Source organism: Methanogenium marinum (assembly GCF_028912405.1).
GTDB lineage: Archaea > Halobacteriota > Methanomicrobia > Methanomicrobiales > Methanomicrobiaceae > Methanogenium > Methanogenium marinum.
In genome coordinates, this window is record NZ_JAKELO010000002.1 from 1,740,191 (window position 1) to 1,766,949 (window position 26,759).

21 protein-coding genes are annotated in these 26,759 nt (G+C 48.5%); 11 read left to right on the plus strand and 10 right to left on the minus strand.

Translation table 11 applies throughout. The features are described from left to right. The first annotated feature begins 3 nt into the window (after window positions 1–3). On the plus strand, window positions 4–6,597 hold the full coding sequence (locus L0665_RS08715; RefSeq protein ID WP_274925297.1) for a hypothetical protein: 6,594 nt from the start codon (window positions 4–6) through the stop codon (window positions 6,595–6,597). A 520-nt stretch (window positions 6,598–7,117) separates the two neighbouring features. Here L0665_RS08715 and L0665_RS08720 read toward each other — a convergent pair. Both L0665_RS08720 and L0665_RS08725 read right to left on the minus strand, forming a co-directional pair. Next, on the minus strand, window positions 7,118–7,819 hold the full coding sequence (locus tag L0665_RS08720) for a molybdopterin-dependent oxidoreductase (RefSeq protein WP_274925298.1): 702 nt from the start codon (window positions 7,817–7,819) through the stop codon (window positions 7,118–7,120). A gap of 202 nt (window positions 7,820–8,021) precedes the next feature. Further along, complete coding sequence (locus tag L0665_RS08725) at window positions 8,022–8,711, minus strand: hypothetical protein (protein WP_274925299.1); 690 nt, start codon at window positions 8,709–8,711, stop codon at window positions 8,022–8,024. Window positions 8,712–8,811: 100 nt separating this feature from the next. Between L0665_RS08725 and L0665_RS08730 the strand changes: the two genes are divergently transcribed. The 3 genes from L0665_RS08730 (at window position 8,812) to L0665_RS08740 (ending at window position 11,145) form a co-directional block, all read left to right on the plus strand. After that, the gene (locus L0665_RS08730; protein ID WP_274925300.1) at window positions 8,812–9,294 is read left to right on the plus strand and encodes a cation:proton antiporter regulatory subunit; all 483 of its coding nucleotides are present in this window, start codon (window positions 8,812–8,814) and stop codon (window positions 9,292–9,294) included. Window positions 9,295–9,299: 5 nt separating this feature from the next. Further along, on the plus strand, window positions 9,300–10,421 hold the full coding sequence (locus L0665_RS08735) for a cation:proton antiporter (RefSeq protein ID WP_274925301.1): 1,122 nt from the start codon (window positions 9,300–9,302) through the stop codon (window positions 10,419–10,421). Between the two features lie 85 nt (window positions 10,422–10,506). Then, complete coding sequence (locus L0665_RS08740; RefSeq protein ID WP_274925302.1) at window positions 10,507–11,145, plus strand: helix-turn-helix domain-containing protein; 639 nt, start codon at window positions 10,507–10,509, stop codon at window positions 11,143–11,145. A gap of 540 nt (window positions 11,146–11,685) precedes the next feature. Here the strand turns inward: L0665_RS08740 and L0665_RS08745 are convergent. Then, a complete protein-coding gene (locus tag L0665_RS08745) occupies window positions 11,686–12,273 on the minus strand; it encodes a nucleic acid-binding protein (protein ID WP_274925303.1) in 588 nt (195 codons plus the stop codon). Beyond that, a complete protein-coding gene (locus L0665_RS08750) occupies window positions 12,273–14,234 on the minus strand; it encodes a hypothetical protein (protein WP_274925304.1) in 1,962 nt (653 codons plus the stop codon). The genes L0665_RS08745 and L0665_RS08750 overlap by 1 nt, the downstream gene beginning before the upstream one ends. A 182-nt stretch (window positions 14,235–14,416) precedes the next feature. Between L0665_RS08750 and L0665_RS08755 the strand changes: the two genes are divergently transcribed. Continuing rightward, window positions 14,417–14,608 (plus strand): DUF1858 domain-containing protein, encoded by a 192-nt coding sequence (locus L0665_RS08755; RefSeq protein ID WP_274925305.1) that lies wholly within the window; start codon window positions 14,417–14,419, stop codon window positions 14,606–14,608. Window positions 14,609–14,614: 6 nt separating this feature from the next. On the opposite strand, the gene L0665_RS08760 is transcribed toward L0665_RS08755, so the two are convergent. The 5 genes from L0665_RS08760 to L0665_RS08780 form a co-directional block, all read right to left on the minus strand. Then, window positions 14,615–15,517: a cysteine-rich small domain-containing protein gene (locus L0665_RS08760; protein WP_274925306.1), complete on the minus strand. Its 903-nt coding sequence runs from the start codon at window positions 15,515–15,517 to the stop codon at window positions 14,615–14,617. 66 nt (window positions 15,518–15,583) lie between these two features. Beyond that, complete coding sequence (gene nrdD, locus L0665_RS08765; protein ID WP_274925307.1) at window positions 15,584–15,946, minus strand: anaerobic ribonucleoside-triphosphate reductase; 363 nt, start codon at window positions 15,944–15,946, stop codon at window positions 15,584–15,586. A 278-nt stretch (window positions 15,947–16,224) separates the two neighbouring features. Beyond that, window positions 16,225–16,860, minus strand: coding sequence for an orotidine-5'-phosphate decarboxylase (gene pyrF, locus L0665_RS08770; protein ID WP_274925308.1), 636 nt, complete (start codon window positions 16,858–16,860; stop codon window positions 16,225–16,227). Further along, window positions 16,853–17,806, minus strand: a complete 954-nt coding sequence (locus L0665_RS08775) for a deoxyhypusine synthase (protein ID WP_274925309.1) — start codon at window positions 17,804–17,806, stop codon at window positions 16,853–16,855. Before L0665_RS08775 ends, pyrF begins: the two co-directional genes overlap by 8 nt. 132 nt (window positions 17,807–17,938) lie before the next feature. Continuing rightward, window positions 17,939–18,583 (minus strand): rhodanese-like domain-containing protein, encoded by a 645-nt coding sequence (locus L0665_RS08780; protein ID WP_274925310.1) that lies wholly within the window; start codon window positions 18,581–18,583, stop codon window positions 17,939–17,941. Window positions 18,584–18,916: 333 nt separating this feature from the next. On the opposite strand from L0665_RS08780, the gene L0665_RS08785 reads away from it, so the two are divergent. The 5 genes from L0665_RS08785 (at window position 18,917) to L0665_RS08805 (ending at window position 24,465) form a co-directional block, all read left to right on the plus strand. Further along, on the plus strand, window positions 18,917–19,357 hold the full coding sequence (locus L0665_RS08785) for a complex I 24 kDa subunit family protein (protein WP_274925744.1): 441 nt from the start codon (window positions 18,917–18,919) through the stop codon (window positions 19,355–19,357). Then, on the plus strand, window positions 19,344–21,215 hold the full coding sequence (locus L0665_RS08790; RefSeq protein ID WP_274925311.1) for an NADH-ubiquinone oxidoreductase-F iron-sulfur binding region domain-containing protein: 1,872 nt from the start codon (window positions 19,344–19,346) through the stop codon (window positions 21,213–21,215). Before L0665_RS08785 ends, L0665_RS08790 begins: the two co-directional genes overlap by 14 nt. Next, window positions 21,208–21,951, plus strand: coding sequence for a 2Fe-2S iron-sulfur cluster-binding protein (locus L0665_RS08795; protein WP_274925312.1), 744 nt, complete (start codon window positions 21,208–21,210; stop codon window positions 21,949–21,951). The genes L0665_RS08790 and L0665_RS08795 overlap by 8 nt, the downstream gene beginning before the upstream one ends. Before the next feature lie 214 nt (window positions 21,952–22,165). Beyond that, on the plus strand, window positions 22,166–22,654 hold the full coding sequence (locus L0665_RS08800; RefSeq protein ID WP_274925313.1) for a 4Fe-4S dicluster domain-containing protein: 489 nt from the start codon (window positions 22,166–22,168) through the stop codon (window positions 22,652–22,654). Then, entirely contained in the window at window positions 22,654–24,465 is a 1,812-nt protein-coding gene (locus tag L0665_RS08805) for an aldehyde ferredoxin oxidoreductase family protein (protein WP_274925314.1), read from the plus strand. The genes L0665_RS08800 and L0665_RS08805 overlap by 1 nt, the downstream gene beginning before the upstream one ends. A gap of 75 nt (window positions 24,466–24,540) precedes the next feature. Here the strand turns inward: L0665_RS08805 and L0665_RS08810 are convergent, their stop codons facing one another. Next, window positions 24,541–25,761 (minus strand): tRNA(Ile)(2)-agmatinylcytidine synthase, encoded by a 1,221-nt coding sequence (locus tag L0665_RS08810; protein ID WP_274925745.1) that lies wholly within the window; start codon window positions 25,759–25,761, stop codon window positions 24,541–24,543. A gap of 49 nt (window positions 25,762–25,810) precedes the next feature. On the opposite strand from L0665_RS08810, the gene L0665_RS08815 reads away from it, so the two are divergent. Beyond that, complete coding sequence (locus L0665_RS08815; protein WP_274925315.1) at window positions 25,811–26,722, plus strand: transcriptional regulator; 912 nt, start codon at window positions 25,811–25,813, stop codon at window positions 26,720–26,722. Window positions 26,723–26,759: the final 37 nt, after the last annotated feature.

The window sequence follows — 26,759 nt, forward strand, 5'->3', positions numbered from 1 at the left end:
TTTATGAGTATAGTTGATTTGGTTAACAAAAGGGGTCTGCCCCTCTTTTTTGCCCTGCTTTTGGTGTTAGTGGTATGTGCCGTTCCGGCATGTGCTGCTTTCACAACAGAAGTGACAGTGCAAAAAATCGCAGATGACGGCACGACAGTTCTCAATGAAAAGACTGTCAGTGTTGCATGGATGGAAGCAAATCTCCCCGTGATGGGAGATGGAACAACGCACTACTACGCACAGGGTCCGAGCTTTAATCTCTCAAATCTCTGGGATCCATCAGAGACAATAAACTGGGAAGATAAGGACATGGGTGCGGTAAGAGGTACTGACATTAAAGACCTCTGCGAATTAGCTGGTGGTGCTGAAAGTGGAGATGTGATTGTTCTCCGTGCCTCTGATGGATATAGCAAATCATTGCCCTATGACAATGTCTATAACCCGCAGTCCCGTCAGGGTCAGGTTGTGCTTGCCTGGGAGAAAAACGGCAATTCAGTGACTGATGATTCTTACTCGGATGGTATGCGCAATGTATTCTTTGCAGACACTTCTACCAATCCTGAAGGAGCCCATGTCTATGGAAACTGGGATATGCATGAGACAATGCCACAAATATACTGGCACTATTTCTCTGCCACGTATCCTGCAACAACAGGTCTTGGTGTGCAGAACATCAATATTATTAAGATTCTGACAGATGAGCCGGTACCTGAGGGGCCTGTGACCATTTATGATGGCAGCGTCACCCTTGCTGTTGAAACATTCTCGTGGACTGACTCCAATGGTGACTCGTATGACATCAATAGTCAGACCCCACATGGTGCGCTTGAAGCCGCTGCAACGGATGGTGGATTCACGTATGTTGGTGCCTGGAAAGACAGCCAGAGCACTGCGTTACTGAACGATATCTTTGCAGATGATACCTGGTTCAATTATAGTAAAGATGATGGAGTTGGCTGGAATTATCAGCTGAACGGTGTTTATCAGAATTACTACTCTACAGAAACCGGTATCTCAAATTTCGCCGGCCTTGCAGACGGTGATGAGATCACGTATTACTATGGTCCGAAAGATGACACCACAACCGCGAATGCGACAGCACTCATCACGATTGATGTAAATTTCGCGGGCACCGGTCCGACAGAGATCTATGATGGCAGTGTCACCCTTGCTGCTGAAACATTCTCGTGGACTGACTCCAATGGTGACTCGTATGACATCAATTGTCAGACTCCGCACGGTGGGCTTGAAGCCGCTGCAACGTATGGTGGATTCACGTATGTTGGTGCCTGGAAAGACAGCCAGAGCACTGCGTTACTGAACGATATCTTTGCAGATGATACCTGGTTCAATTATAGTAAGGATGATGGGGTTGGCTGGAATTATCAGCTGAACGGTGTTTATCAGAATTACTACTCTACAGAAACCGGTATCTCAAATTTCGCCGGCCTTGCAGACGGTGATGAGATCACGTTTTACTATGGTCCGAAAGATGACACCACAACCGCAAATGCGACAGCACTCATCACAATTGATGTGAATTTCGCGGGTGATGTGCCCACAGGTGCGGTGGATGTTCTTTTTGAAGGTTCAGTAGCTCTTACGGACGGCACATTCACCTGGGATGGTCATGATGTCGAAGATATGACTCCACACGGTGCGCTTGATTCAGCATCAGGAGTTGCACCCCTTGAATACATCGGTGGCTGGAGTGATTCCAAGGCAACTGCATTTATCGACAATATTGGTGCTGACGGCACCTGGTACAACTACAGTAAGGAAGACAGCCTTGCCTGGAATTACCAGTTGAATGGTGCTTATCAGAATTATTGGTCAGACACGACAGGAATCTCCAATAATGTGCTTGAAGACGGTGACTACGTAGAATTTTACTATGGTCCGAAGTCTGATGAGACAACGGAAAATGCTTTGGCAGTAATCCGTATCTGGGTCAACCCGGCAGAACCCATTGGCCCGGTTGATGTCATCTATGAAGGTCCTGTAGCTCTCAGTGATGGCACCTTTGACTGGGATGGTCACGAGGTCTCATATCTGACGCCACATGGGGCTCTTGATACTGCATCTGGCCTTGTACCGTTTACGTATCTTGGTGGCTGGAAAGACTCAAAAGCCACAGCACTTCTTGATGATATTGGTACCGGTGATACCTGGTACAATTATAGCAAGGATAATGCTCTTAGCTGGAATTATCAGCTCAACGGTGTCTATCAAAATTATTATTCTGATGTCACCGGCATCTCCAACAACGTGATTGAAGACGGGGACTCTGTTGTCTTCTACTACGGCCCGAAGTCTGACGAAACTACTGATAATGCGACTGCAGTCATACGCATGCAGGTTGGTGACGGCAGTGGCCCGACACCCGGTGAGGACTGGAGCATTGTGGTAAAGAACGGTGCCCGTGAATTTACGGTTGACAAGGCATACTTCGAAGCAGGCGTTGGCTGTGGTCATTCTGCATCATATACAGATGTAGATGGCACATGGGCCGGTATGCCACTTTATTTCCTTGCAGGTCTTGTTGATGATGATATTACCCATGGCTCGGGTGCATTCAATCGTGAACTTGCAGCGGAGGGGTATTCTGTTGAAGTGACTTCCGGAGATGGGTATTCAATCAACTTTGAATCTGCAGATATTGCAGTAAATGAAAATATCTTTGTAGCAAACACCCTCGACGGTGCTGCACTTCCGGCAACTATCGGTGACAAGGAAAAGCCCTGCTGGCCGCTCCGAATGTCCGGTGAAGAGGTTGGCGCAGGTAAACTCGTTGGTGGTATCGCCACCATTGAACTCATTGGTGTCCCGGAACCATCTGAAGGCTGGGAACTTGCAGTAAACGGTGTTATCTCTGATGTTGTAACAGAAGCAGAATTCAATGACTTCTGCATGCACGCGGTCACATGGACTGACGGAAACGGCGATGTCTGGGAAGGTGTCCCGCTCTGGGTCATGGCTGCAGTCTCTGACAACTATGAGACAACAACCCACTGGACGTTTGATGACACCGCAGCAGCAGAAGGATATACGGTCCGTATCATCGCTGGTGACGGATTTTCCCGAGACTTTGCAAGCGCTGATATGGCACGCTCGGAGGACTACATCCTTGCAAGCATCTGCAACGGTGAACCGCTTTCAGATGAAGGTGACAAGGCGCCATACCCCCTGCGGTTGGTAGGACCGGCAGTCTGGGATGAAACCGAAGGTAAATTCACAGGCTCAGCAATTTCAAACATCGCAACCATTGATCTGGTTGAACTGATTCCGTCTGAACCTACTGAGGGTTCCTATAACCTCTACACCAAGGGAATTATCTCCTGTAACATTACAGAGGCATTCTTTGAAGAGGCACTTGTGTGCCACCACCAGCAGACCTGGACAAATGAAGAGACTGGTGAACAGTGGGGTGGCATTCCGCTCTGGATACTTGCAGGGTGGGTCGATGACCGCACTCCGCACGGCTCAGACGGGTTCAACGATGCCGTTGCACTTGCCGGCTACACAGTTATTGTGACTGCAGACGATGGGTATTCCAAGAGCCTTTCGAGTAATCTTGTTGCCCGCAACAATGGCCTCATTGTCGCAAACACCCTGAATGGTTCAGCCCTTGAGGACAGTTTCCCCCTGCGTCTGGTCGGTCCTGACCTGCCGGAAGCAAGCTATGGTGTTGGGAACCTCGCAAAGATTGAACTGACAGATTTCTGTGAACCGGAAGGCACAACACCGCTGACCATCGTGAAGTACGCCGATGACGGTGTTACTGAACTTTCCAATGTAACCGTAACCTGGGACTGGATGGCAGACAATCTGCCGGTCTATGGTGACGGTGTTACAGAATACAAATTTGAGGGACTCTGTTTCCCACCAAATGATCCATGGGATATGGCTGAAACCTATCCGGCCGGATTCAAGGTATCAGAACAGATGAAAGGGACTTCCATCCGTGAACTTTGTGATCTCGCAGGTGGAGTAGACGCTGGAACTGAAGTCAAATTCGTTGCAACAGATGGGTGGACAAGCAAACTCCCATACGAAGTAATCTGTGAACCGGCAGACTGTGTCGGAGAACCGGTTCTTGCATGGTACAGTGCAGGCTGGGGCGGTACGATGCCGGATTACGCTGATGGATTCCGCATCTTCTTTGTAACTGATGATGCCATCTTCGGCCAGAAGGATATGTATGAAGGAATTCCGTTCCAGTACTGGCACTATAACTCCGGTCTTCCATCCTGTGCGGGTCTTTCTGCCCGGATGGTGACCCGTATTGAACTCACCACATATGCAGATCCAACATGGAATCTGGCAGCAATAGGTGCAATCCCTGCTGAATTATCGAAAGGATACTTCGAGGGTGCGATGGGATGTACCATGTCCGGCAACCATAAGGCCACCTACACAGATGGCTCCGGCAACACCTGGGATGGCATGCCACTCTGGCTGATCTGTGGATTTGTAGATGATGCCAACTCACACGTTGGAAAATCATATAACCAGACTCTTGCCGAACAGGGCTATAATATCCATATCATTGCTGAAGATGGCTATGAGACGGTAATTGACAGCCGTGATACAATCAGAAACAACAATTATGTCCTTGCAAACACACTCAACGGTCAGCTTATGCGGCCGGATGACGGAAATGGCTGGCCACTGCGCCTTGTCGGTCCGAATGTCACCGCCCATTACGATGGCGTGAAGAGTGTGCGGAATGTCGTAAAGGTCATTCTTGACCTCCCGTATGCGCCGGATGAGTATTCCGGAGCAGTTACGGCAGAATGGGGAGATATCTTAACAGGCACATCGATTCAGGCATTCATCGGCGGCATTGCAGCCGGAACCGGTGAGATGGCTGATACGAATGTGTATGCAACCGCTGACGCTCCCTTTGCCCTCACCGGTAACCAGTATGTCATTGGTGAACCTATCACCTTCATCGTGAACGGTGTTGAGGCGCTTGAACACCCGACATTTGTGGGTGCAGAGACTGTTTCGCTCGACCTGACATTCCCGATCGGCAGCCTGCCTGTGGCCGAAAAGGACTGTGACGGTGTTCCGCCCTGTGTGGTGACCGACGGCGATACTGTCTGTGTCGACCTTACCGGTGGCAATGTAGACGTGGATGGTTCTAACATCGCACTCTTCCCTGCCGGCAATGGCTGGGAGAGCATGCTCATCAGGACAAATGGTGTTACAGAGAATGCAACCGCGGCAACCGGTAGTGTTACCGGCGTGATTGCAACAGGCGACCCGGTATCAGGCACTGTTCCTGAAGTTGGAAATGTTACTGCAGAATTCCTTGTTAATCTGACTGGCATGCCAAGTGATGATGCAACCATTAAATCAATGATTTCAAAGGATCCCTCATCTGAGATGCTTTCTTACTTCCAGATTGCTGCAGCAGGAGAGGGAGTTGGGATCACAGATGTGGCATACACACTGAACATCCAGAAATCCGGAATCACGAACGGTGACGACATCACCAATGCAACCATCAGAATGGCAGTGACACCTGAATGGGTCACTGCACATGGTGGTATGAATGCAATTCAGATCATCCGCCACGGAGAAGAGGGCGTCACAGAAATTCTCGAAACGACGTATGTTGGCGAAGATGCAGAAGGCCTGATGATTTTTGAGGCATTCTCACCAAACGGGTTGTCACTCTTTGGTATGGCAGCAGTGTCTACCTCATCTTCTTATTATGACAGTGACGATTCCGGGTGGACACCTGCACCTACACCAACTCCTGTTGCGACACAACCTGTCGCATCTGCCGGGTCATACACGATTGTCTCCTCTGCAGTGACTTTCAGCACTCTCGACAACACAAAGACGTTCTCCATTGACCGCCGTGTTGCTGAGGCAAATGATGCGTCAGTCGTCATTGTCGGCAAGGAAGTGCAGATCCGCATGTCAAACGGAACACTTCACATTGAGGCCACCGGTATTTCCGAGGATAGCAATCTCATCTCCGGTGAAGTCACCCGTGTATTCTTTGTGGCAAATCCCATGACTGCCACGCTCAATGGTATTGGCGGTGTGACAGGTGGCATCACGCTTGACTTCCTGGTTATGCCCACCGCAGATAACGAGATGCGCCTCTCTCTTAAGGGAGACGTGCCTGCATCGGTCGAAAACGGTCTGAAACAGGCAGCACAGTCTACCGGAAAGATTGTGGGTGACGTGGCGTTTATCATGCCGCTCTCCTTCTCAGCTCCTGTGGCAGCAGACAGTGTAATCGTGACTCTTACGGCCCCTGCACTCTGGGTAGAGAGCAGTGGCGGTGCCGGGAATGTAATGGTTGCCGGCTACCAGCCTGACGGGACAGCAGTCCTGCTTCCGACGACAGGCTCAAGTGAGGGTGTATTCATTGCAGAATCGCCTGTGCTCTATGATGGCTACGGTCTGGTTGCATTCAGTGCAGCAGAGACGGGTGCGGAGATGACCCCTGCACCTACATCTGCAACAGAGACCAGTACGCCTGCTGAAGCGACTCCTACTTCCTCAGGTAGTATCTTCACAACACTGGCACTCATCTGTGCTGTCTTTGGAATTGCCGGATATGCGGCAATGAAGAAGAGATAATCATATTTTTATTTTTTTTAAAACTCCGGAATGTGGAAAATTTAAATCCGGAGATTTTTCCACATCATATGTTTCGGGAGTATAGTGGCCTGTCACATTAAATCGTCCAATTCGTTCTCCGAATGTGTCCCATCATAAGTCATTGCATCTTCCGTTATCGTGGGTCTGTCCGCATACCGGGAAAGCTGCCATACCTGCATCCTGTGATAAAATTACCCCGGTCGGGTATCTTTTGATACACTTATTTCTCTGTGTCCTGCTTTTTTGTTCTGACACCCGTTTTTGGGCCGGTTGCAAAATAGATGTGAACCAATACTGCTACCACAAACGGTCCCCACAAAAATGTATGAAGCCTGAAAGAAAGTGATTTACCAAGTAATCCAAGAGTTAACGGTTCGACGATACCTGGGTATGTGATACCAAATCCCGTAAACAGAATGAGAAATGTAAGTACCAACAAAATCCTGTTTGTCCATATCCGGTAAACCTTTGTTGTCATTGCAATCCCCGAAAATACATCTTAATCAAAGAAACTCCTGTCAAGATCACCTGTGTCTGAATAACCTCTCTTCTCCCAGTATCCGCGATAGTTTTCATCGTCTGAAAGGTCTATCTTTGTAATCCATTTTATCCACTTATATCCCCATTTGTCCTCCGCAACGAGCATAAAGGGAAACCCTCTCTCCGCAGGGAGGGTTACGTTGTTCATGGAGTAGGCCATGATGATATCGTTGTCAATTATGTAACTAAGAGGGAATGATGTCGTATATCCATCATTTGCAGTAAAAATCACCGTATTTGCGGAAGGAAGTATTTCAGAAGGTTCAATTATGTCTTTTACCAGGGCCCCTTCCCAGAGAATGGTAACGTCCCACCCTTCGACACAATGGATGGTTACTACTTTTTTGTAATTGCTAAATTCCGATAAAATCTGACTATATGAATAGATCTTTGTATTGTTTACCAAACCCGAGATGGTAAGCTGGTAATCTTCCTCTGAAATGTGCTGTGGGCCCTTTATTGAGTTTTCCCGAAATGCTGATATTTTGGACAGGTCCTCCCCCTCGTAATCCCTGACTTCAACTCCTTCTAACTCCTCTGATTGTGTAAGATCTGTGTTGAGATAGTCCGATATGTCAAATAGATACAGGATAATTACTGCAACTATTGCGCAGAGTATTACTATCCGCAGGAAATTTCTCTGAATGATGCACTCCCCCAAAAATTCGTCAGGTGGTTAATACTGAAGTGCCACCTATAAAAAGATTGATATCAGGAACATCTCACAGAAATATTGTGCATCCTGAAAGAATTGGCGGAAAAATACTCATTTTGATTATGGCAGACTCATTTGACAGTGGACTATTAGGCCAATGAGTATGTGATATTCACTGAAACGGATTCTCTATGATTCTCAAAAAATATTATTTTTGCTGTCTTCGTTTCCACCAGGACAGTCTAAGGTATGCAAGCTCATCTCTGACATATTCTGTCCAGATATATGTCTCTTCGGCAAGCTTTTTTGTCTGTGCATCTGCTGTATCCATTCTCTGGTCAACATACTGTATCCAGGAGTCCACTGATTCCATCTGTTCCTGAAGTGCAGCAACCTGACGTTCGAGACGTTCAATTTGCTCTTTGAATGCCTTCCTGTCAGCAGTAGCTGCATCTTCAATCGCAGTGAGCCGGTCTGAAAACCGGGAGAACTGCTGGCCCTGCATTGCAACAGTATTGATTAGCTGAGTCGGGACACGACCTGAAGGCAGAGTATCTTTCCCCCTGGGTGTGGCCTTCATAGCTTTCTCTTCCTCTTCGCGTTTTTTTGAGATATTACCGAGTCGGGATGAGGTAGTGTATTTTTTCTTTTCATTCACTGCTGTTTCAGATTTATCTTCATTTCCATGTAGAGACGGTTCCTTCTCTATTCTCTCCTCGTGTGCAATTGCAGTGAATATTTCGGCGGCCTTTTCATCATATATCTGAATTCGGCCCATCTTCCGTGAAGGAATCCGGTCACCATGTCTTTGTGCAATGTCACGTATGTCTTCTTCAGGGAGCCCCGTCGTCTCAGCAATATCTGCTGTCTTCAGTCTTTTTCCGGCTGGTGGTTTCATTGGTATTTTCCTCCGGCGTATTGTGGACGAAATGCGCCGTTTTTCCTTTGAGTACTTCTTTACCGGTATACATTAATGCTCTCGTCCCATATTCTGAGGTATGGGGTTCTTTCACCAGGTGCTTCCCGGCATCGGGACGAAATATGAACTGGAGACGGAGAGTGGGGATCTCATCTCTGTCATCTTTATGCCAAATGGCAGAGTTCAGCTATATACACAGCCGGCACGATGTCCGGACTGCTATGCAGCAGATCTGAATCCGATGGAGTCACGAAGGCTGGGGAATGTTCTCACCGGTGCCATTATGGAGGCAGAAGAGGAAGGGGTGGAGATTGCTTTCTCTGCTCTTGCAGACCTCAGGATTGTGGTGCACACCTATATCATCCGTGATCAACTATCAGGAAAATCAATCACGGATCTTGATATCCGGTCCCGTACCGGAGTGACGATTCTTGCAGTTTCACGTGATGGAAAAAATACCGTGAACCCACGTCCTGATTTCAGGTTTATGTCAGGAGATGCCGTTGTAGTTATTGGTGAATCTGATCAGATCCGGACATTTGAGCAGGAGTTCATGGAGTAAAAAGGATGGAAGGGATGGAAGGAATTGCCATTGCGCTGGCAGCATGTGTAGTAGTGGCACTCATCTGCCGACGGTATGCTATTCCCCCCATTCCATTTTATATCATCACCGGCCTGCTCCTGGGGACTGCAGGCCTTGGCATTGTAGGGACGTCTGAAATATCAGAATGGATTGCCCATATGGGCCTTTTGTTTCTCCTCTTTACAATGGGTCTTCATCTTCACCCGGGTGAAGTGGCAAAGCGGCGTGGTTCCTTTCTGATTGCCGGAACTATTGATCTTGTTATCAACTTTGCTGCCGGGTTTGCGGTGGCGCTCATTATCGGTTTGCCCTTCTATGATGCAGTGGTGCTCGCCGGAGCATTTTATATATCAAGTTCAGCTATTGCCCTTTCCTCACTGATTGACAACCGGAAACTTGGGTTTCGTGAATCTGATACTGTGATCTGGATGATGGTATTTGAAGATATCATGCTGGTAGCATTGTTGATCCTGTTTACGGCACAGGACGTATCGCCGTTCCGCATTATTGGAATTATTATTTGTGTTGCAGCGGCAGCCTTTGCCTGTGTGTGGAAATTCCAGAGCCGCCTCTGGCAGTTCTTTGCACGGGAAGATGAACTTCCAATACTAGCTGTATTTCTGGCTGTTGTACTGGCAGTTGCGGTATCCGAGCTAACCGGTGTCCCTGACAGTCTGTTTGTCATTATTCTTGGTTCGGCCGTCTCTCTTGCAGCAGCTGATCGTGCCGAAGTGGTTGTCCGTCCGTTCAGGGAGGTTTTTCTGGTCATATTTTTTGTATTTTTTGGAATATCGGTCAGTTTATCCGGTGTACCCTCTCTTGTCATTCTCACTTCTGTGATTGTTCTTGCACTGATTTCTAAATTATTTTCTGGTTTGGTAATAGGGAAAGCTATTCATGGAAGGATTTACTCCGGAATTGATATATGGGCGGACACGGCATCACGTGGAGAATTTTCAATTCTCCTGGCACTGTTATACGGGTCATCTGCCGTTGTTCCGATTGTTGCTGTAATGGTCGTTGTAACATCGTGTGTTGGTTCATTTACCGGTAAATACAGCACACATATCCGGCGGTGGTGTGGTCACATCGCCACAGGGAAATAAAGTCAATAAAACAGATCCAAAAGGAACCAAATTTATTTATAAGGTTATCAAAGAATATATCCTGTCCAACCTTTGATGTGATGCCATGAAACAACAGTCAGTGGTATATCTTAACAGCCGTAGAACTGCTGATTTTGAGACACAAAAAGTTGAAATTGAGCATTTTTGTAAATACCGGTTTGATATTGACCGGATTTTTCATGATAATCAGTCTCCTCTGATTCCAGCCTCAAATCGTCCTGAATTTATTGAAATGCTGAACTATTGTGAATATAATGGAATTTCCAATATTATATTCCATGATCTGAATGTGACACTAAAAATCCCGGATGTCTTCATCACAGAACTTTCGATGGTTCTGAAAAGTGGGTATATCCCCTACTGGGCCCAGGGAGATTTTATATCAGGTGGGTATGATTCCGATGAACGACGCGATGCTGTCTTCTCATTTTATCGTTATCTGGACAAGTTTTCAGTCCAGCATTCAAAGGGGAAACGTGGAAAAAAGAGTGCGGGTGTTTCCAGCCGTCGGCCCGGACGGCCCCATGCTCTGGATCAAAAAGGGATATCCGATCTCCTGGCAGCACGGCGGTCAGGAAAATCCATTGGTGAAGTGTGCCGTATCTTTAGTGTCTCCCGTAGTACGGTGAGCAAAATCCTTCGTGATCATCCAGAACTGAAAGGCGAGTGGAAGGGCCCTGTTGCACCGGGAAAACGAACCTGAATTCTTCAAAACAGACGATAGATGCAGTAATCCTGATGCTGGTGTTCACGCTGGTCAAAATCTGCGAGAATGTTTGGACGATTTCCCAGTTCGAGCATACGTGAAGCGAGGGTGTCCATTCCGCATGTACTCTGGATAATTGCGCGGAGTTCGTCATTGACATGAAAGAGCGGCTCTTTTCCAATAGCTTCAATTGCGTCTGCGGGATATGCATCAATGCCAAAATATTCAAATACTGATTCAAGCGCAACGACCCATACTCGCTCTGATATTGCTTTTCGTGCTGCCTGTTCTGCCTCATCATCTCTGAGTATCAGATATGCCTGATTCCTGTCACAGTAATATGCATGGTATCCATAGATTCTGCCAGCCGATTGGGTGATGCGGTCAGCTGAGACTCCCAGAAAATCTGCCAGTGTTTCTCTCCTTAAATCTGTTACTATGGTAGTCAGTGCATCATCACCTGGTGCCTGGATTGGCTACATACCTGCCCGAAACAGGTATCCTTTCATTCAATATGATGCACAGGGAAAAAAGGTTTTAGAATGTTATCCGCTGGAGTGCATGGAGTGCCATCTGACGGTATGTTTCCGGATCGTTTGTATAGAATTCATGCGCCTTTCTGCTATCTTCTGTCTGACCGAAGGCATCAGCACGGTCAAGCGTCTGGCCTGCTGTTTCGTCTACCCATTTCCGGTAGGTATCCTCATCAATCTCTGCGACAGATTCTGCCCGGACTGAGACAAAGGTTGTACCATCAGGGGTGTCACGTGCTACTGCTTTTCCAACGACTGCTACCCATGCACTCTCATCTATACGTGATATCTGCTGTTTTGCCTCAGGTTGGTAACCACCTGCATTGACAAAGAATATCCCGGTTGGATCCTGGATTCGCACAGAGTAAAATGGATTCTCCTCTCCTTTTAGCTCTTTTCGTATCATTTGGCCACAAAAGAATATTCGGTTACAGCGTATCCCACTGGGGAGCATGACATAGACCGGACTCTTCTCGTCTTCACCATCTTTGAAGGTGAGGCGGACTTCCCGTACTTCTGCTGCAAATGCTCTCCGGGCGGGTTCACGCATGTAACGTCGCTGATTGCCTGCCGGGGCTGCTGGTGTACTCATCAGAATTCACCTCCTTTTTGTCCTTCAGCTCGGTTTATCAACAGCACGTGCTCTCCCTGGTCATAGGTAACAAGGTTCACCGATTCAGCATCACGGACAAGGAGAGTGCCATCAATATCCGGGCCACTGCAGGTGATGTATCTCCCCATCAGGCGGTCCTGGAACTGCATAAAGACGTCATCCGGTCCGAGCGGTGAGTTCTCTGCAATTTCAACTGCTTTCTCAAGGGTGAGGCCGGTTACTTTCTCAACAGCGTCCCGTTGCATAATGATGTTCTTTGCAGTGATGCCATCATCGACGACACCGGTTATCCGGAGGTCATATCTGAATTCCTGCTGCATCTCGTGAACTGAGCAGAAGTTTTGGCGGGAAAGTGCCCGGTTGCACCCTTCCACCCTGCAGCGTTTAATAAGGCCGGATCCTGCGCTCATATGCACAACAGCACCAGTGATTGTTTCATCGCGTCCGTCACTTCCAATTTCAATATCTTCTCCCTCTTCTTCAAGGATAGTTGCCCCGGAAAGATTGAGGGAATATCGTTCGTTGTACTCCTCAACGCCTGCATAATAGATGCTATAGACCTTATCTTCTTCAAGGGTAGTCTCATCTGCACTTTCGTCACGGTTCTTCCAGATGACAAATTTCATCCTGTCGGTTTCATCACCAACAAGACCTGACTGGAGCATTCGGTCTGAGCGCACCTCCCAGTTGGTGAGCATCTTCACCCGTACACATGCAACACCTGGGGTGAGGTCTGCAAGAGGGGCAATAACCGGCATTAAAGAGCGGTCTTCGGTAATTGGTGTTATTGTTGTCCCGGAGTGAACGTTCATGCTTGGGGCACTGCGGAATTCACTGATGGTTGCTCTTTCAATTTTGTACCACTTGTGCTCTTCAAGAGGTTCTGCTCCGGCTTTTTCCCAGACTACAAATTCTATCGCTCCGCTTCCGTCTGCAATGATTCCCTTCTGTGCAATAGAGGGGCTGGGTGATGGCTGGAGAGCCACAATTTTCCCTTCTATCGTTACCCAGTCATCTGGCTTAGCGGAAGCGATTTCACTGACTTCATCCGTACTGTCTGATCCGGTTTTCAGTGTCACGGCCATCTCATCTGCTGCTGGGGAAATGCTCTTGTCTGTATCAGAAATAGGAGTTATTTTCGTACCTGAATGGAGTTTCAAACTCATTTTTTCCTTATAACTATCTGCAACAGCAGACTCAATTCTGTACCAGTTCCCTTCTTCCAGGGGTGGAAGTTCCGATTTACTCCAGATGACAAATTCAATAGCATCAGTTGCATCTGCAATAATCCCCCGCTGTGATATTTTTGGATTTCCCCCTTCTGATGTTTTTGTCACCTTTCCTTCGATGGTGACCCATTCATCGGGATTTAACGATGCAATGGTTCTCAATTCTGATGAGTCTCCGGATGATGCAGCCATCTTCTCTGCAATCGGGTGCCAATCCTGGCTGACAATTCTGCTCATTCCCGGCACCGGAACTATTTTTGTGCCTGAGTGGAGTTTGACATTGAGGTTATCCCTGAATGTATCCGCAACACAGGATTCAATCCTGTACCATGCATTTTCTTCGAGAGGCGTGAGTTGTGCTTTATCCCAGATAACAAACTCTACTGCACCGCTTTCATCTGCAATGATTCCCCGCTGTGCAATTGAAGAGTTGCCTCCGGCAGAAACCATCACAACCTTTCCTTCAATGGTGGCCCAGTCATTTGGCTGGAGTTCTGCAATCTGTTTTTTTTCTTCCGCTTCACGCTGTACAGTGATCTGCTGTTCGCGCATCACCTCATTAGTTACCTGGCGTTCGGCGTCTTCTTCCGGGATAAGAAACTCGTTGATGAGGAGACGAAGTTTGGCCTCGATCTTTTCTGTTTCCGGCTTTCCCCCTCGTTCTTCAATTGTTTTGGAGATTCTTTCTGCTGTTTTAGTAATTGAATCCATAATACATCTCCGTGGTTTTTTTTCTGATTATGTAGTGTTCATCATGCGATACATAAACCTGCTTGGTTTGATATTGAGTATCCGGGATTGATGATTAATACTTGTCCGTGCAGGGTGAAAGTAAAACTGATGCAGGGGATTTAGATATAAAATAAATACTTCGGATACCTAACAGAAGAGTCATGACTGTTACCGCAGACAGTACAATAGCAGATGTGTTAAAAGAGAAGCCAGAAGCAGCAGATGTCCTTTTCAGATTTGGAATGGGATGCATTGGCTGTGCTCTTGCTAACGGAGAGACGATGAGACAGGCAGCACTTGGTCACGGAATACCCCTGGATGAGCTTCTTGAAGCTCTGGGCATGGAAGAATAAGAAATATTATTCCTTATTTTTTCCTTTTTTTCGTATATTTTTTAGTTCTTTGAGGGATGCTTCAGGGTTATGGATCAGATAGTCTGCAACGGTTGGTTCATGGACGAGAGTACATCCTTCACAGGACCAGATTTTCCCGGAATTTTCGCGTTCCAGCCATTTTCCCTGTGATTCATCACCGCAAGGGTATAAAGGGCAGTAGCAAAAATCACACCGCTGGCCTTCGCATGATGGATGACAGGGATAATATGGACATCCGTCAGGAATCCACCGCGTCCAGCGCTCGCCACCGATGGAACTGTGGATATAAAATGGTGGTTTTCTGTGGAATGGTATCTCACTCGTTGCCCATGTTTCAGGGATGCCATATGCTATTGTCTCAGTCACAAGAGCCTCTGCCCGTGCCAGACGTGCATGAAAATCGGAGTATTCTTCTGTTTCTCCACAACATGTGAGAAAAGTATCCGTTCCGGATCCCGCCGGAAACCCGGCCATGATGAATGCCTGATGTATCGCATCTTCTGCGGTATTTTGAAGTAATCTGAGACTTGCTTCTGGGAGTGGTTCACGGCAACAGACAATGACGGTAACAGGGTCCGGACGCTCTCCCTGTTTACCCGGCTGTGCGAGAATAAATACCATGATTCCATCATAGGCAAAGACGCGAAGCTGGTCTATGTGGTTTGGGACCGGCAGAATGATTGCATCGGTATCGTATCCACTTTTCCTGAGGAGATTTCCAATGAGGGTGTCGGCATCCTCTGTTGTATTATTATGTGGCAGATGTGTGGCGATGATTGTCGATATCCGGGTGATTCTGCTATCTCTGTCAGTCTCCTGTGTGCCTGACATGACTGCGGTGAATGCACCGCGGATAAATAGTGCCCCGTCCCTGAGAAAGTACCGCATATCTGAGTATATGTTGTATCTGATATGAAAAACACTGTGAATTGAAAAAGAAAATTGTCGGGAATATCAGGCAACGTTGTAGTGAGCCCGGTCTTTGAGTTCCTGCTGTTTGCCTTGGTTCCATCCGGATACATCCGCAAGATATCCTGTTACACGGGAGACCTGTGATACATCATGACTGCCGCATTCCGGACAGACTGGCTGGCCACAGAGAGGGCAGTATTCGATTGTCTCAGTGATATTGTGGGTGCAGTGACAGTGGTCAAGTGGGCACATGATCTCAAGTTGTGTTTCACCGCAGCAGGGGCATGGTGTTTCATCAACAACGTGGTGACAGGTATGGCACTTGTACCTGCGTTCTTCATTTGGAATATCCTGAAGAGTGGGGTATTTTTTCTTGAGGCTGAGTTGTTCCGGGGTCCAGTTCATGAAATATTCTCATCGACCGGAAAGATAAGATTATTGGTGTGGCCAATTTGTAATTTTACGATTTTTTCAACAATATCCGTATATAAATTTCCATGATTAGCGAGATTTATTTTAGCTTCTGCTTAGAAGGGCAGTATGAGAAAAAATGGTCCATTCGATTTCCTGAAAAGAAGAATGGTTAACAGAAATTTGCTGAATAAAATAGGGGTTTGCCTCAGATGACTCATAGGGTTCATCACCTGCGGGCCACGATGGCCTGCATCAGAATCGGTCAATCTTCATCGGCGAAATTCTGCATAGGCACGTGCTGCCTTTGCAGGGTTCTCTGCGGTGTAGATAGCTCTCCCCACGATCATCCCATCAATCAGTGGGGCAATGACTGCCGGATCCCCACCCTGCGCACCCACGCCGGGTGAGAGAATCTTCTTCTCTCCAATGATGGCGCGCAGGGTCTGCACACGTTCGGGTCGTGTGGCAGGTGCAATGATGCCATGTGCACCGACATCAACAGCCATCTGTGCCAGCAGTTCGGCATTTTTCCCGCTTAAAAATTCAAGAGCACCGGGATGGCTCATCTCTGTGACAACATAACATTCCCCACCGGCATCATCAGCGGCCTCAACACAGGCGGCAACAGAGTCACTCCCGCAGAATCCCTGACAGATGATAGCAGAGAATCCGGCTGCAAAGACCTGTTCTGCGATGAGCCGGTTGGTGTTCGGAATATCAGCCACCTTGAAATCGGCAATGAGGGGTATGCCAAATCCGCTCAGGGGGCCTGCAATATCCAGCCCTGCTGCAAGCACCAGTGGATATCCAATCTTTATGGCATCCAGGTGGGGGGCTGCGGCATCTGCGACACGAAGTGCCTCTGAGCGGCTAAGGACGTCCAGGGCTAATATCAGGTCAGGCATGCTCAATTCTCTCCCGCATGGCGGCAATGATGAGGGGCAGTGTAATGGTTGCATCGCCATAGACTGTCTGGGCACGTGCTTCGCCTGTCACTTTTCCCCATGACTTCGCTTCGTTCAGTGTCGCCCCGGAGAGTCCGCCGAGATCAGGTCGGTCCCCGGTGAGCTGGACGGCGTAATCAAAGCCGTTTGGTGTCATAAGCATGCTCTGGAAAATATAGTTTTTCGGCACGCCGCCACCGATTAAAAATGCTCCTGCCCGTTTTGCATTGAAACAGGTGTCCATCAGGCCGTTCATATCGGCGAACGCATCTATGGTCACTTTGTGCATCTGGTTAAAGAGCCAATATTGCAGGCCGATCATTGAGTCCTGGATGGCAGGGCAGTACACCGGAATATCAGCTTTTGCTGCTGCTGCAAGAATACCGGAGTCAAGGTGTTCACCAATGTGACGCAGAAGACCGGATATCGAGAGGGTAGTGCCATCTTCGAGTTCTCCAAGAGTTTTCTGCATAAATTCCTCAAATGTCACAAAAGCATCAGATGGCAGGAAAACGTCATATATTCGATTAATCTCTTCTTCATAGAGTTCATCGTCATCACATATTTCGGTGCCATGGTAATGATGGCACCCGATGGCCTCAATAGTGTCATGGGTGAGGTTGGCACCAGTTGAAACCAATACATCGACGTAGCCGTCACGGATGAGGTCTTCGACTATCCCGCCCATTCCGCCGGGAACCATTGCTCCTGCAAGGCCTAAAAATCGTGTTGTCTCCCCATCGGTGAACATCTCAGTGCAGATATCCGTCGCCCGTGCGAGATATCCTGCATTATACGCTCCGGCCTTTCCCAGTTCTTCCACCAGTTCAGCCACTGTCATGCCTGCTCTGACCCGTGCCTGTACGACCGGGCTGTTGCAGACGGTTTTCCCGTTCTCACTGTCCATATAACTGACAACAATATTGTTCGGACACTGCATTAAACGAACGGGAACAGGAAAAATGAGTGGGTTCCGGGGGGGATGGATAGTTCTGGTACAGGAGTCTGGTAAAAAGAATAAATCCCGTATTTTAATCAATTAAATTTCTTTACCTACAGCAATAGGATATCCTGCATCAACCCATGCTGCATAATTCCCTTCAAGACGGTGTACCGGGTTGAACCCAGCATCCACGAATGCCTGAGCTCCTGATATACTTGCTTCGTCTGTGTGGCAGTAGATGAGATACGGCCGGGATTTATCCATGGTCATCATCTCTGTTTCCAGTGTCGCAAGTGGCGCACTCACAGCCCCTGCAATATGCCCATCAAGATAAGCCGGGGATACATCTACGATGATAATCCGTGATCCTGTGGCATCAATGACATTTTTTGCCTGCTCTGCGGTTACATTCATGTACCCCGGCATTTCAACTGGGTATCCGGCATCTGTCCATGCTGCATAATTGCCTTTCATCCGGTATACCGGTGAGAATCCGTTTGAAGCAAATGTTTCTGCACCCTGTATGCTTGCACTGTCACTGTGGCAGTAAATGAGATACTCACGGTCCCTGCCGAGGTATGCCAGTTCTTCTTCAAGAGTCGCGAGAGGCATGCTCACCGCACCGGGGATATGTCCCTCAGTCCATACCGGGGATACATCAACTACAAGTGTGGATGCCTTCATCGCAAAGGATGACGCTTCCTCTGCGGTCATATCTGTGTACCCGGAAACTGTCTCCACTTCCGGGGCTCCCCCGTTGCCCCCATAGTCTGTACATCCGGCTGCACACAGCGCACATAGCGTAGCTAATACAGCCCCCCATTGAATTATTTCCGTTCGGTTCATCCAAATCACAGCCATCAGATGGCTGATTGGGTAGTGGAAAGGAAGGGTGATAATTGTTACCCCGATCTTTTTTTATGTATCCCTGATATACAGCAGCATGTGTGAGATTAAAGCGAGTGAATTTTAATATACTGTGTGTGACATGAAGGGAGGATTAATGTGTGGCCATCATGCAACAAAGTAGATTGTATAAGGTGATGATATACGGAATCTCTTACTGAATCAATAATCTCCTCCTATCCTGAAGATCCCCGCTATTTGCTTGCAATTTTGCAGGACATCCAGGAAAAAGAGCATTATATCTCTGTGGATGTGATGCGGTCAGTTGCCTGCTATCTGGATGTACCTGAGAGTCGGGTATACAGTGTTGCCACGTTCTATAAGGCACTCAGCCTTGTTCCTCTCGGAAAGAATGTCATCAAAATGTGTAATGGGACAGCCTGCCACATCAGGGGTTCCCCTGAAGTTATGAAGGCATTTGAGAAGGAACTGGGAATTAAAAACGGAGAGACCACTGAAGACGGTATGTTCACCCTGCAGACAGTGAACTGCCTGGGCGCCTGTGCGCTTGCACCGGTGGTTACTGTAAATGGTCGTGTCTTTGGGAAAGTCAGGGTGAAAGATGTCCCCTGCATTATACAGGAGGTCAGAGAAGATGAAACTGAATAATCCACGTGCACTGGAAGAATATCGTGTATCACTCCCACCAAAAGGGGGTGGCGCCCCTGTTCGTGTCCGCGTCTGTGCAGGAACCGGATGCATTGCGAGTGGAAGCCAGGCGGTTTATGATGCGTTTGTCAGAGAAGCAGAAAACCATGGCATGACAATTGGTGTGGACTTTGCAGCCGACACCACCGGATGCCACGGATTCTGTGAAAATGGGCCGATTGTGCAGATAGACCCGGCGAATATCTTCTATCAGCATGTTACACCGGATGACGTCCCTGAGATTTTTGAGAAGACAATACGTGAGGGGGAATCTGTGGAACGTCTTCTCTATCGGGATGCGGCCACAAAAAAACGATGCAAAAGCGAAGGGGAAATCCCATTTTATACCCACCAGCAAAGAATTGTTCTCCAGCGGACCGGGCATATTGATCCGACCGATATCAATGACTATATTCGTGAGGATGGCTACTCCGGCCTTGTGAAAGCTCTCTCTTTCTCGCCAAAAGAGGTTGTTGATGAAGTCATCAAATCCGGTCTGCGGGGGCGTGGTGGCGGTGGTTTTCCAACCGGAACGAAATGGGAGTCTGCCCGGATTGTTGAATCTGAGAAGAAGTATGTGGTTGCAAATGGAGATGAGGGCGACCCCGGCGCCTTCATGAACCGTAGTCTCATGGAAGGTGACCCGCACAGTATCATTGAAGGAATGATCATCGGTGCCTGGGCTGTCGGGGCGGGGAACGGCTATATCTATGTCCGCGATGAGTATCCTCTGGCGGTATCTAATCTTAGGAGGGCAATTGTTGAGGCACAGCGTCTTGGCCTGCTTGGAACAGATATCCTCGGAAGTGGGTTTGATTTTGATATTGAGATCACCCGTGGTGGCGGTGCCTTCGTCTGTGGAGAATCAACCGCCCTGATGGCATCCATAGAAGGGATGGCCGGTGTGCCTCGGGTGAAATACATCCGTTCTACAGAGAAAGGGCTCTGGGATGCGCCTGCAGTGCTCAATAATGTCGAAACCTGGTCTGACATTCCCCGTATCATCCTCAATGGTGCAGCATGGTATGCAGGAATCGGGACTGAAAATAATAGCGGGACAAAGGTTTTCTCACTTGTCGGGAAGATAAAAAACAGTGGCCTTGTTGAAGTGCCACTGGGAACCCCCCTACGGAAAATTATCTTTGATATTGGCGGCGGGGTGATGAACAATCGTGAATTTAAGGCAGTGCAGTCAGGTGGTCCTTCAGGGGGATGTCTGCCAGCGTCAAAGCTGGACACACCGGTAGATTTTGATCATCTGAAAGAGGCAGGAGCCATGATGGGATCTGGTGGTCTCATCATCATGGATGACCACACCTGCATGGTCAATGTAGCCCAGTATTTCATTGATTTCCTTGTAGGTGAGTGCTGTGGCAAATGTACTCCCTGTCGGGAAGGCCTGCATGCCATGCAGGTGCTTCTCCATGGCCTGACATCAGGAACAGCACGTCCGGGTGATGTTGCTCTACTGCGTGAAATCGCAGAATCTGTGCGTGACACATCACTCTGTGGTCTGGGCCAGACATCAGCGAACCCTGTTCTCTCGACGATGAAATTCTTCCCTGAGGAGTATGAGGAACATGAGAAGGAAGGATTCTGCCGTGCGGGCGTATGTTCCGGCCTGTATGCGGTTTCAATCGATCCGGAGACCTGCACCGGATGCGGGATGTGTGCACGGGTCTGCCCGGCGAATGCCATATCCGGTGAGAAAAAACAGGTGCATGTGGTGGACCATGCGTTATGTATCACCTGTGGATCCTGTGTGGATGCCTGCAGGTTTAATGCCATTCTGATTGAACGGGGGAATTCCAATGACTGAGTTGATTGAGATAACCATTGACGGGAGGAAAGTGGCCGTGGAAAAGGGTACAAAGATCCTTTCAGCGGCAAAAGAACTGGGCATTGAAATTCCTACGCTCTGCCATCATGAAGCCCTCCCGCCGGACGGGAACTGCCGCCTCTGTCAGGTGGAAGTTGTCGAACGTGGGAAGCGAAAGCTTGCGGTCTCCTGCATGTATCCGGTCCGTGGGCCGATGGAGGTATTTACCAACACGGAACGGGTAATGGATGCACGCCGGTCAGTGATCCGTCTCCACCTGAACCGGTGCCCGCAGGCAACCATCCTGCAGGATCTTGCCCGTGAGTATGGGGTTGAACCACTGGATGAACGGTTTGTTGCAGAGCATGATGATCTTTGTATACGATGCGGGCGGTGTGTTCGTGCCTGTGCTGCACTCGGCAATAACTGCCTGGGGTTCGCCGGGCGGGGGTGGGACCGCACCATCATTCCCCCCTTTGACGAACCACCTGTGGGGTGTCTTGGATGTGCTGCCTGTGCAGAGGTCTGCCCGACAGGTGCAATTAAGGTCCGTGAAGAAGGGAATATTCGTGAGATCTGGGGTCGTGAATTCAGGCTTGTCCGGTGCACTTCATGTGGTGAATATTTCGCAACCAAAGAACAGCTTGAGAAGGTAGATTCCTGTGGAGTAGAGGTATCTGAAATATGTCCACACTGCCGGAAACGTGATGAGGCAAAGCGCATGAAAATTTCATGATGATGAGTGAATTATTCACAATTCAAATACTATTTTCCATTAACTAACTGAGTATGTAAATATTTAATTATTGATCAAATTTGCCCTTATTTTTGAATTCATTTGAATATTGGTCGTATTTTTTATTGCGCTCATGAATACCTTAATTACGTTCTCAGGTCATTGGTGACTTGTAATGATCTGATTTAAGATCCGTTACAGGAGTTGAAATCCGATGGATAATGCCAGAAAACTGCTGATGATTGCACCTGAAAAGTGCATCAGCTGCGGAACATGCGAACTGGCCTGTTCCCTTGCCCACGAAGGGGAATTCAGACCCTCGAAATCACGAATAACCGTATACCGGTTTGAAATGGGAGTTACCATCCCGATGACCTGCTTCCAGTGTGACAGCCCTGCCTGTGTCGCAGCATGCAGGACCAGTGCACTGGTGAAGAATACTGAGAGTGGTGTCGTCACCATTAACAGTGAGAAATGTATCGGATGCAGGATGTGTGAGATGGCCTGTCCGTTTGGCAATATTGCGTACAATGCGGTCACAAAGACACCGATGAAGTGTGATCTATGTGGCGGAGATCCTGAATGTGCGAAATACTGCCCGACACATGCCATCGAGTACGTGCCTGCAGATGCGGCAGTGAGCAAAAAAAAGTATGAATTCTCAGCAAAAATGGCTGCAGCAATAGGGGAGGGGAATAAATAATGAATGGCTGGACAGGCACTGTGCTCCGTATCAACCTCACGGAGGGCACAGTACAAAAAGAACCCCTGAGAACAGATGATGCAAATGAGTATATCGGAGGAAGGGGCCTCGGATCAAAGTACTTCATGGACGAAGTGGACCCAAAAATCGATGCTCTGGGACCTGGGAACAAGCTTATTTATGCAACGGGACCTCTGACCGGCACGATGGGTGTCTCTACCGGCCGCCATGACATCATTGCAAAAGGACCATTGAATGATACCCTTGCAGCATCTAATTCCGGTGGATATTTTGGCCCGGAAATAAAGTATGCCGGGTATGACATGATTATTTTTGAAGGAAAGTCCGAAAAGCCGGTCTATGTATTCATCAATAACGGCAGTGTTGAGATCCGTGATGCTTCCCATCTCTGGGGCAAAAATGTTCCTGATACAACGGATATTCTGCTCACAGAGACAGACGCTGACGCAAAGGTCAGCTGTATAGGGCCTGCAGGTGAAAATCTGGTTCTGTTTGCCGCAATTATTAATGATAAACATCGTGCTGCCGGCCGGACCGGTATAGGTGCGGTGATGGGTTCTAAGAACCTCAAGGCACTGGTGGTCCGCGGAACTGGTGGTGTAAAGATAGCAGATAAGGCCGGATTCCTTAAAGCTATTCAGGATGGCCGTGCTAAAATATTTGCAAACCCGGTTACATCTGGTGGTCTTCCGGCGTTCGGGACAAATGTGCTCGTCAATATCATCAATGAAGTGGGAGGGCTCCCCACCCACAACTGGCAGGAGTCATATGATCCGGATGCAGAGAAGATAAGCGGTGAGACCCAGGCAAAAGAGAATCTCTCCCATGGAAAAGGATGTGCCGGTTGTGTGATTGGCTGTGGGCGTGTCGAAAAGGCACATGGCAAATTTGCATCTTCCGGTGAGGGCCCGGAGTATGAGACGACATGGGCCTTTGGCTCTGACTGTGGCGTATCTGATGTAAATGCAGTGCTGAAGGCAAATTTCCTCTGCAATGAATTAGGTCTTGACACCATTACGATGGGAAGCACCATTGCCTGTGCGATGGAACTCAATCAGAGAGGATTTATTGACAGTACAATAACAGGCACTGATCTGCGGTTTGGAAATGCGGATGCCATGGTTGAGATGGTAGAAGCAACAGCATATCGGAAAGGGTTCGGAAATAACCTCGCCGAAGGGTCATACCGGCTTGCAGATTCCTATGGTCATGCGGAACTCTCGATGACCGTGAAGAAACAGGAGATGCCTGCCTATGACCCGCGTGCTATTCAGGGTATTGGCCTTGAGTATGCCACCTCAAACCGTGGCGGCTGTCATGTCAGGGGATATACCATCTCTCCTGAAGTGCTTGGCCTTCCGATGAAGATGGATCCGGCCACGACCGAGGGGAAACCCCAGATCCTGAAGGTATTCCAGGATTTAACAGCGGCTCTCTCTGCCTCAGGTACCTGTCTCTTTACCTCATTTGCGATCGGCGGTGACGATATTGCAGCCGAGCTCACGGCAGCAACCGGTGTCACCTATACCGCAGATGATTTCATGAAAATTGGTGAGCGGATTTACAACCTGGAACGTCTCTTCATCATGAAAGCAGGCTATACAAAGGTAGATGATACGCTTCCACCACGGCTGCTGAATGATCCAATCCATGCGGGACCTTCCAAAGGCACAGTGAGTCATCTGACTGAGATGATGCCAGTGTATTATGAAGAACGTGGTTGGGATGAAGACGGCATACCAACAATGGAAAAATTAGAAGAGCTGGGCCTCAGTGCTTACGCTCTCTGAAAAATATTTTTTTTATTCCGGTTGCAAATAGTGAATGCCGGAAACCTATAATTCTGAAAAAATTAGTCCGGAATATTATTTTGGAGGTATGCCACGGCAGAGAGGTTTTGCCAGATGGCGTCGTGCAGACGACGGGACTTCATACCAGCCGGGTGATATTGTCCGGGGTTCATGGATTATTTCCGGTTCATCCGCCCGTGTTTTACACCGGCGGCATTTCCACCCTTTATCTACGCCGTCACTTTTCATTCTCTTCCCGCAGGTGGGGCAGAGGGGTGGACGTTGTCTGACAATCTCCGGGCAGGTGATAACCCGGATCTTTTCCAGGTTGATGCTCTCATTTTTGTAACTGCCGCAGATTGTGATCTCATCACCCGGCGCAAGACTGCGGATGATGTCACGGAATCCTTTGGTTGGTTCGTATGCCATACATCGAACCCCTCCAGAGGCATCACTGAGGAGAAATGAGACATGTCCTCCCCGCCCTGTCTCCGGCGTATTTGCAACTACTCCTGAGAGGCGGTATGAGCATCCATCAACAAGAGATGCGATGGTTCCCTCCAGGAGATGGGCATCTGTTCCCTGGTTGGTATGGTAGATGACTTCCAGAATTGGTTTCTGGGAGCATACATATCCACGAGCTTTTTTCACCCATTCCGGAGATTCTCCCCTGATGCCGAAGATGACAGGATCGGGAGTATGGGGGAAACAGACGATGCAGTTATTTTGTGTATCCACTGTATCCCAGGTATGGGGGAACGTCTCCTCTTCTGCGCGAAAGAGACTATCTGTTTCAACACTCCGTTCTCCTTTGTCTGCAGGATCGCGGTATGTGAGAAGCTCCCAGGTCATATCCGCCTGCTTTGCTGCAATTGCGGCAGTAGCCCCGATGATGCCTCTTCCGTTCTTCCATTTTTTCACCCGTGCTCCTGCCGCCCTGCAGACCGTTTCTGCCTCTTCGATGGTGCAGAATCCAGTGACTGCCTGAAGATAGAACGACACCGGAAACTTTGTAACAGATACTACAAGGCCGGGATTTGTCTTTTTCTCATCGAATTCAGCCAGTTCTTCGATGCACGCTGCAGCAATCCGGAATGCCTCGTCTGTGTTTCCCTCTGCCTCAATGCAGATGGCTGCATTCCCTCGTGTCTTATATATTACATTGGGATTCAGGCGGATGAGATGCTGACCGGTTACACTGATTCCTGCCTCTTTGAGCCGGTATATCAGCACAGCTCCAAGATAGGTCGTACACATCCCTGCCGGTGAATCTGTATCATCAATCCCGATAAGCATAAATGCCACTCTTTATATGCAGTTCGCGGCTATAACAGTTTATAGCCAGATGTCATATGAACGTTTACTCCAGACAGTCACAAGTATTCTCATTATGGCGGGATATGCTGTGTCTGAACGGTGTGGGATGCGCCCCCGGAGTTTTGATCTGATTGCCCGGCGGGGTGATGAAATTCTTGTCATCAAGGGAGTGGTGCACATCGATAGTATGGGTGAGGAGATCGCTCATGAACTGGCGGCAATTGCACACTTTCTCAAGGGGAAACCACTTGTTGTCGGTGAAAAGGCCCGAGACACCGAACTCGAGCGGGGTGCAGTATACCTCCGGTACGGTATTGTCTCCACAAGTGCGATGACACTTTATGATTCCCTTGTAGAAGAGGTTCCGCCGCTCGTCTACGCGCAGCCGGGCGGTCTCTATGTGAATATCAACGGGGACCTTCTCAGGAATCTGCGGGAAGAATCCCGGATGTCACTGGGTGATCTTGCCTCATCTCTTGGTGTCTCCCGGCGGACCATCTCAAAGTACGAAAGCGGGATGGGTACGACCCTTGATATTGCCTGTCGGATGGAAGAAATATTTGATACAGCACTCGTAGAAGCGATTGATCTCCTTTCTCACTCAAATCCGTTTGAAGAAGGTGTTACTGAACATCCTGAGGAATTACCTTCCGGTTTCAGCCGAATTGGGGTGGAATACTTCAGTACCCGGAATGCGCCCTTTGAGGGTCTTGCGTTCTATGGCGATGATACCATTCTCACTGTTTGCGGGGCTGCGCAGAAAGTGATGCGGCGGGCAGCCCTTATAGCCAATCTCTCGGACATCACAAATTCGCGTGCGATCTGTGTCATAAAAGGTTACAATAAGCAAAAGAGGGTGGGTATTGCTCTAATTATCGGAGAGTCTAAATTTGAGTCCCTTGAATCCGGATCAGACCTCATACATCTGATCGATGATTGAGAACTTATATATAGAACTACAAACCATTTTTTATATC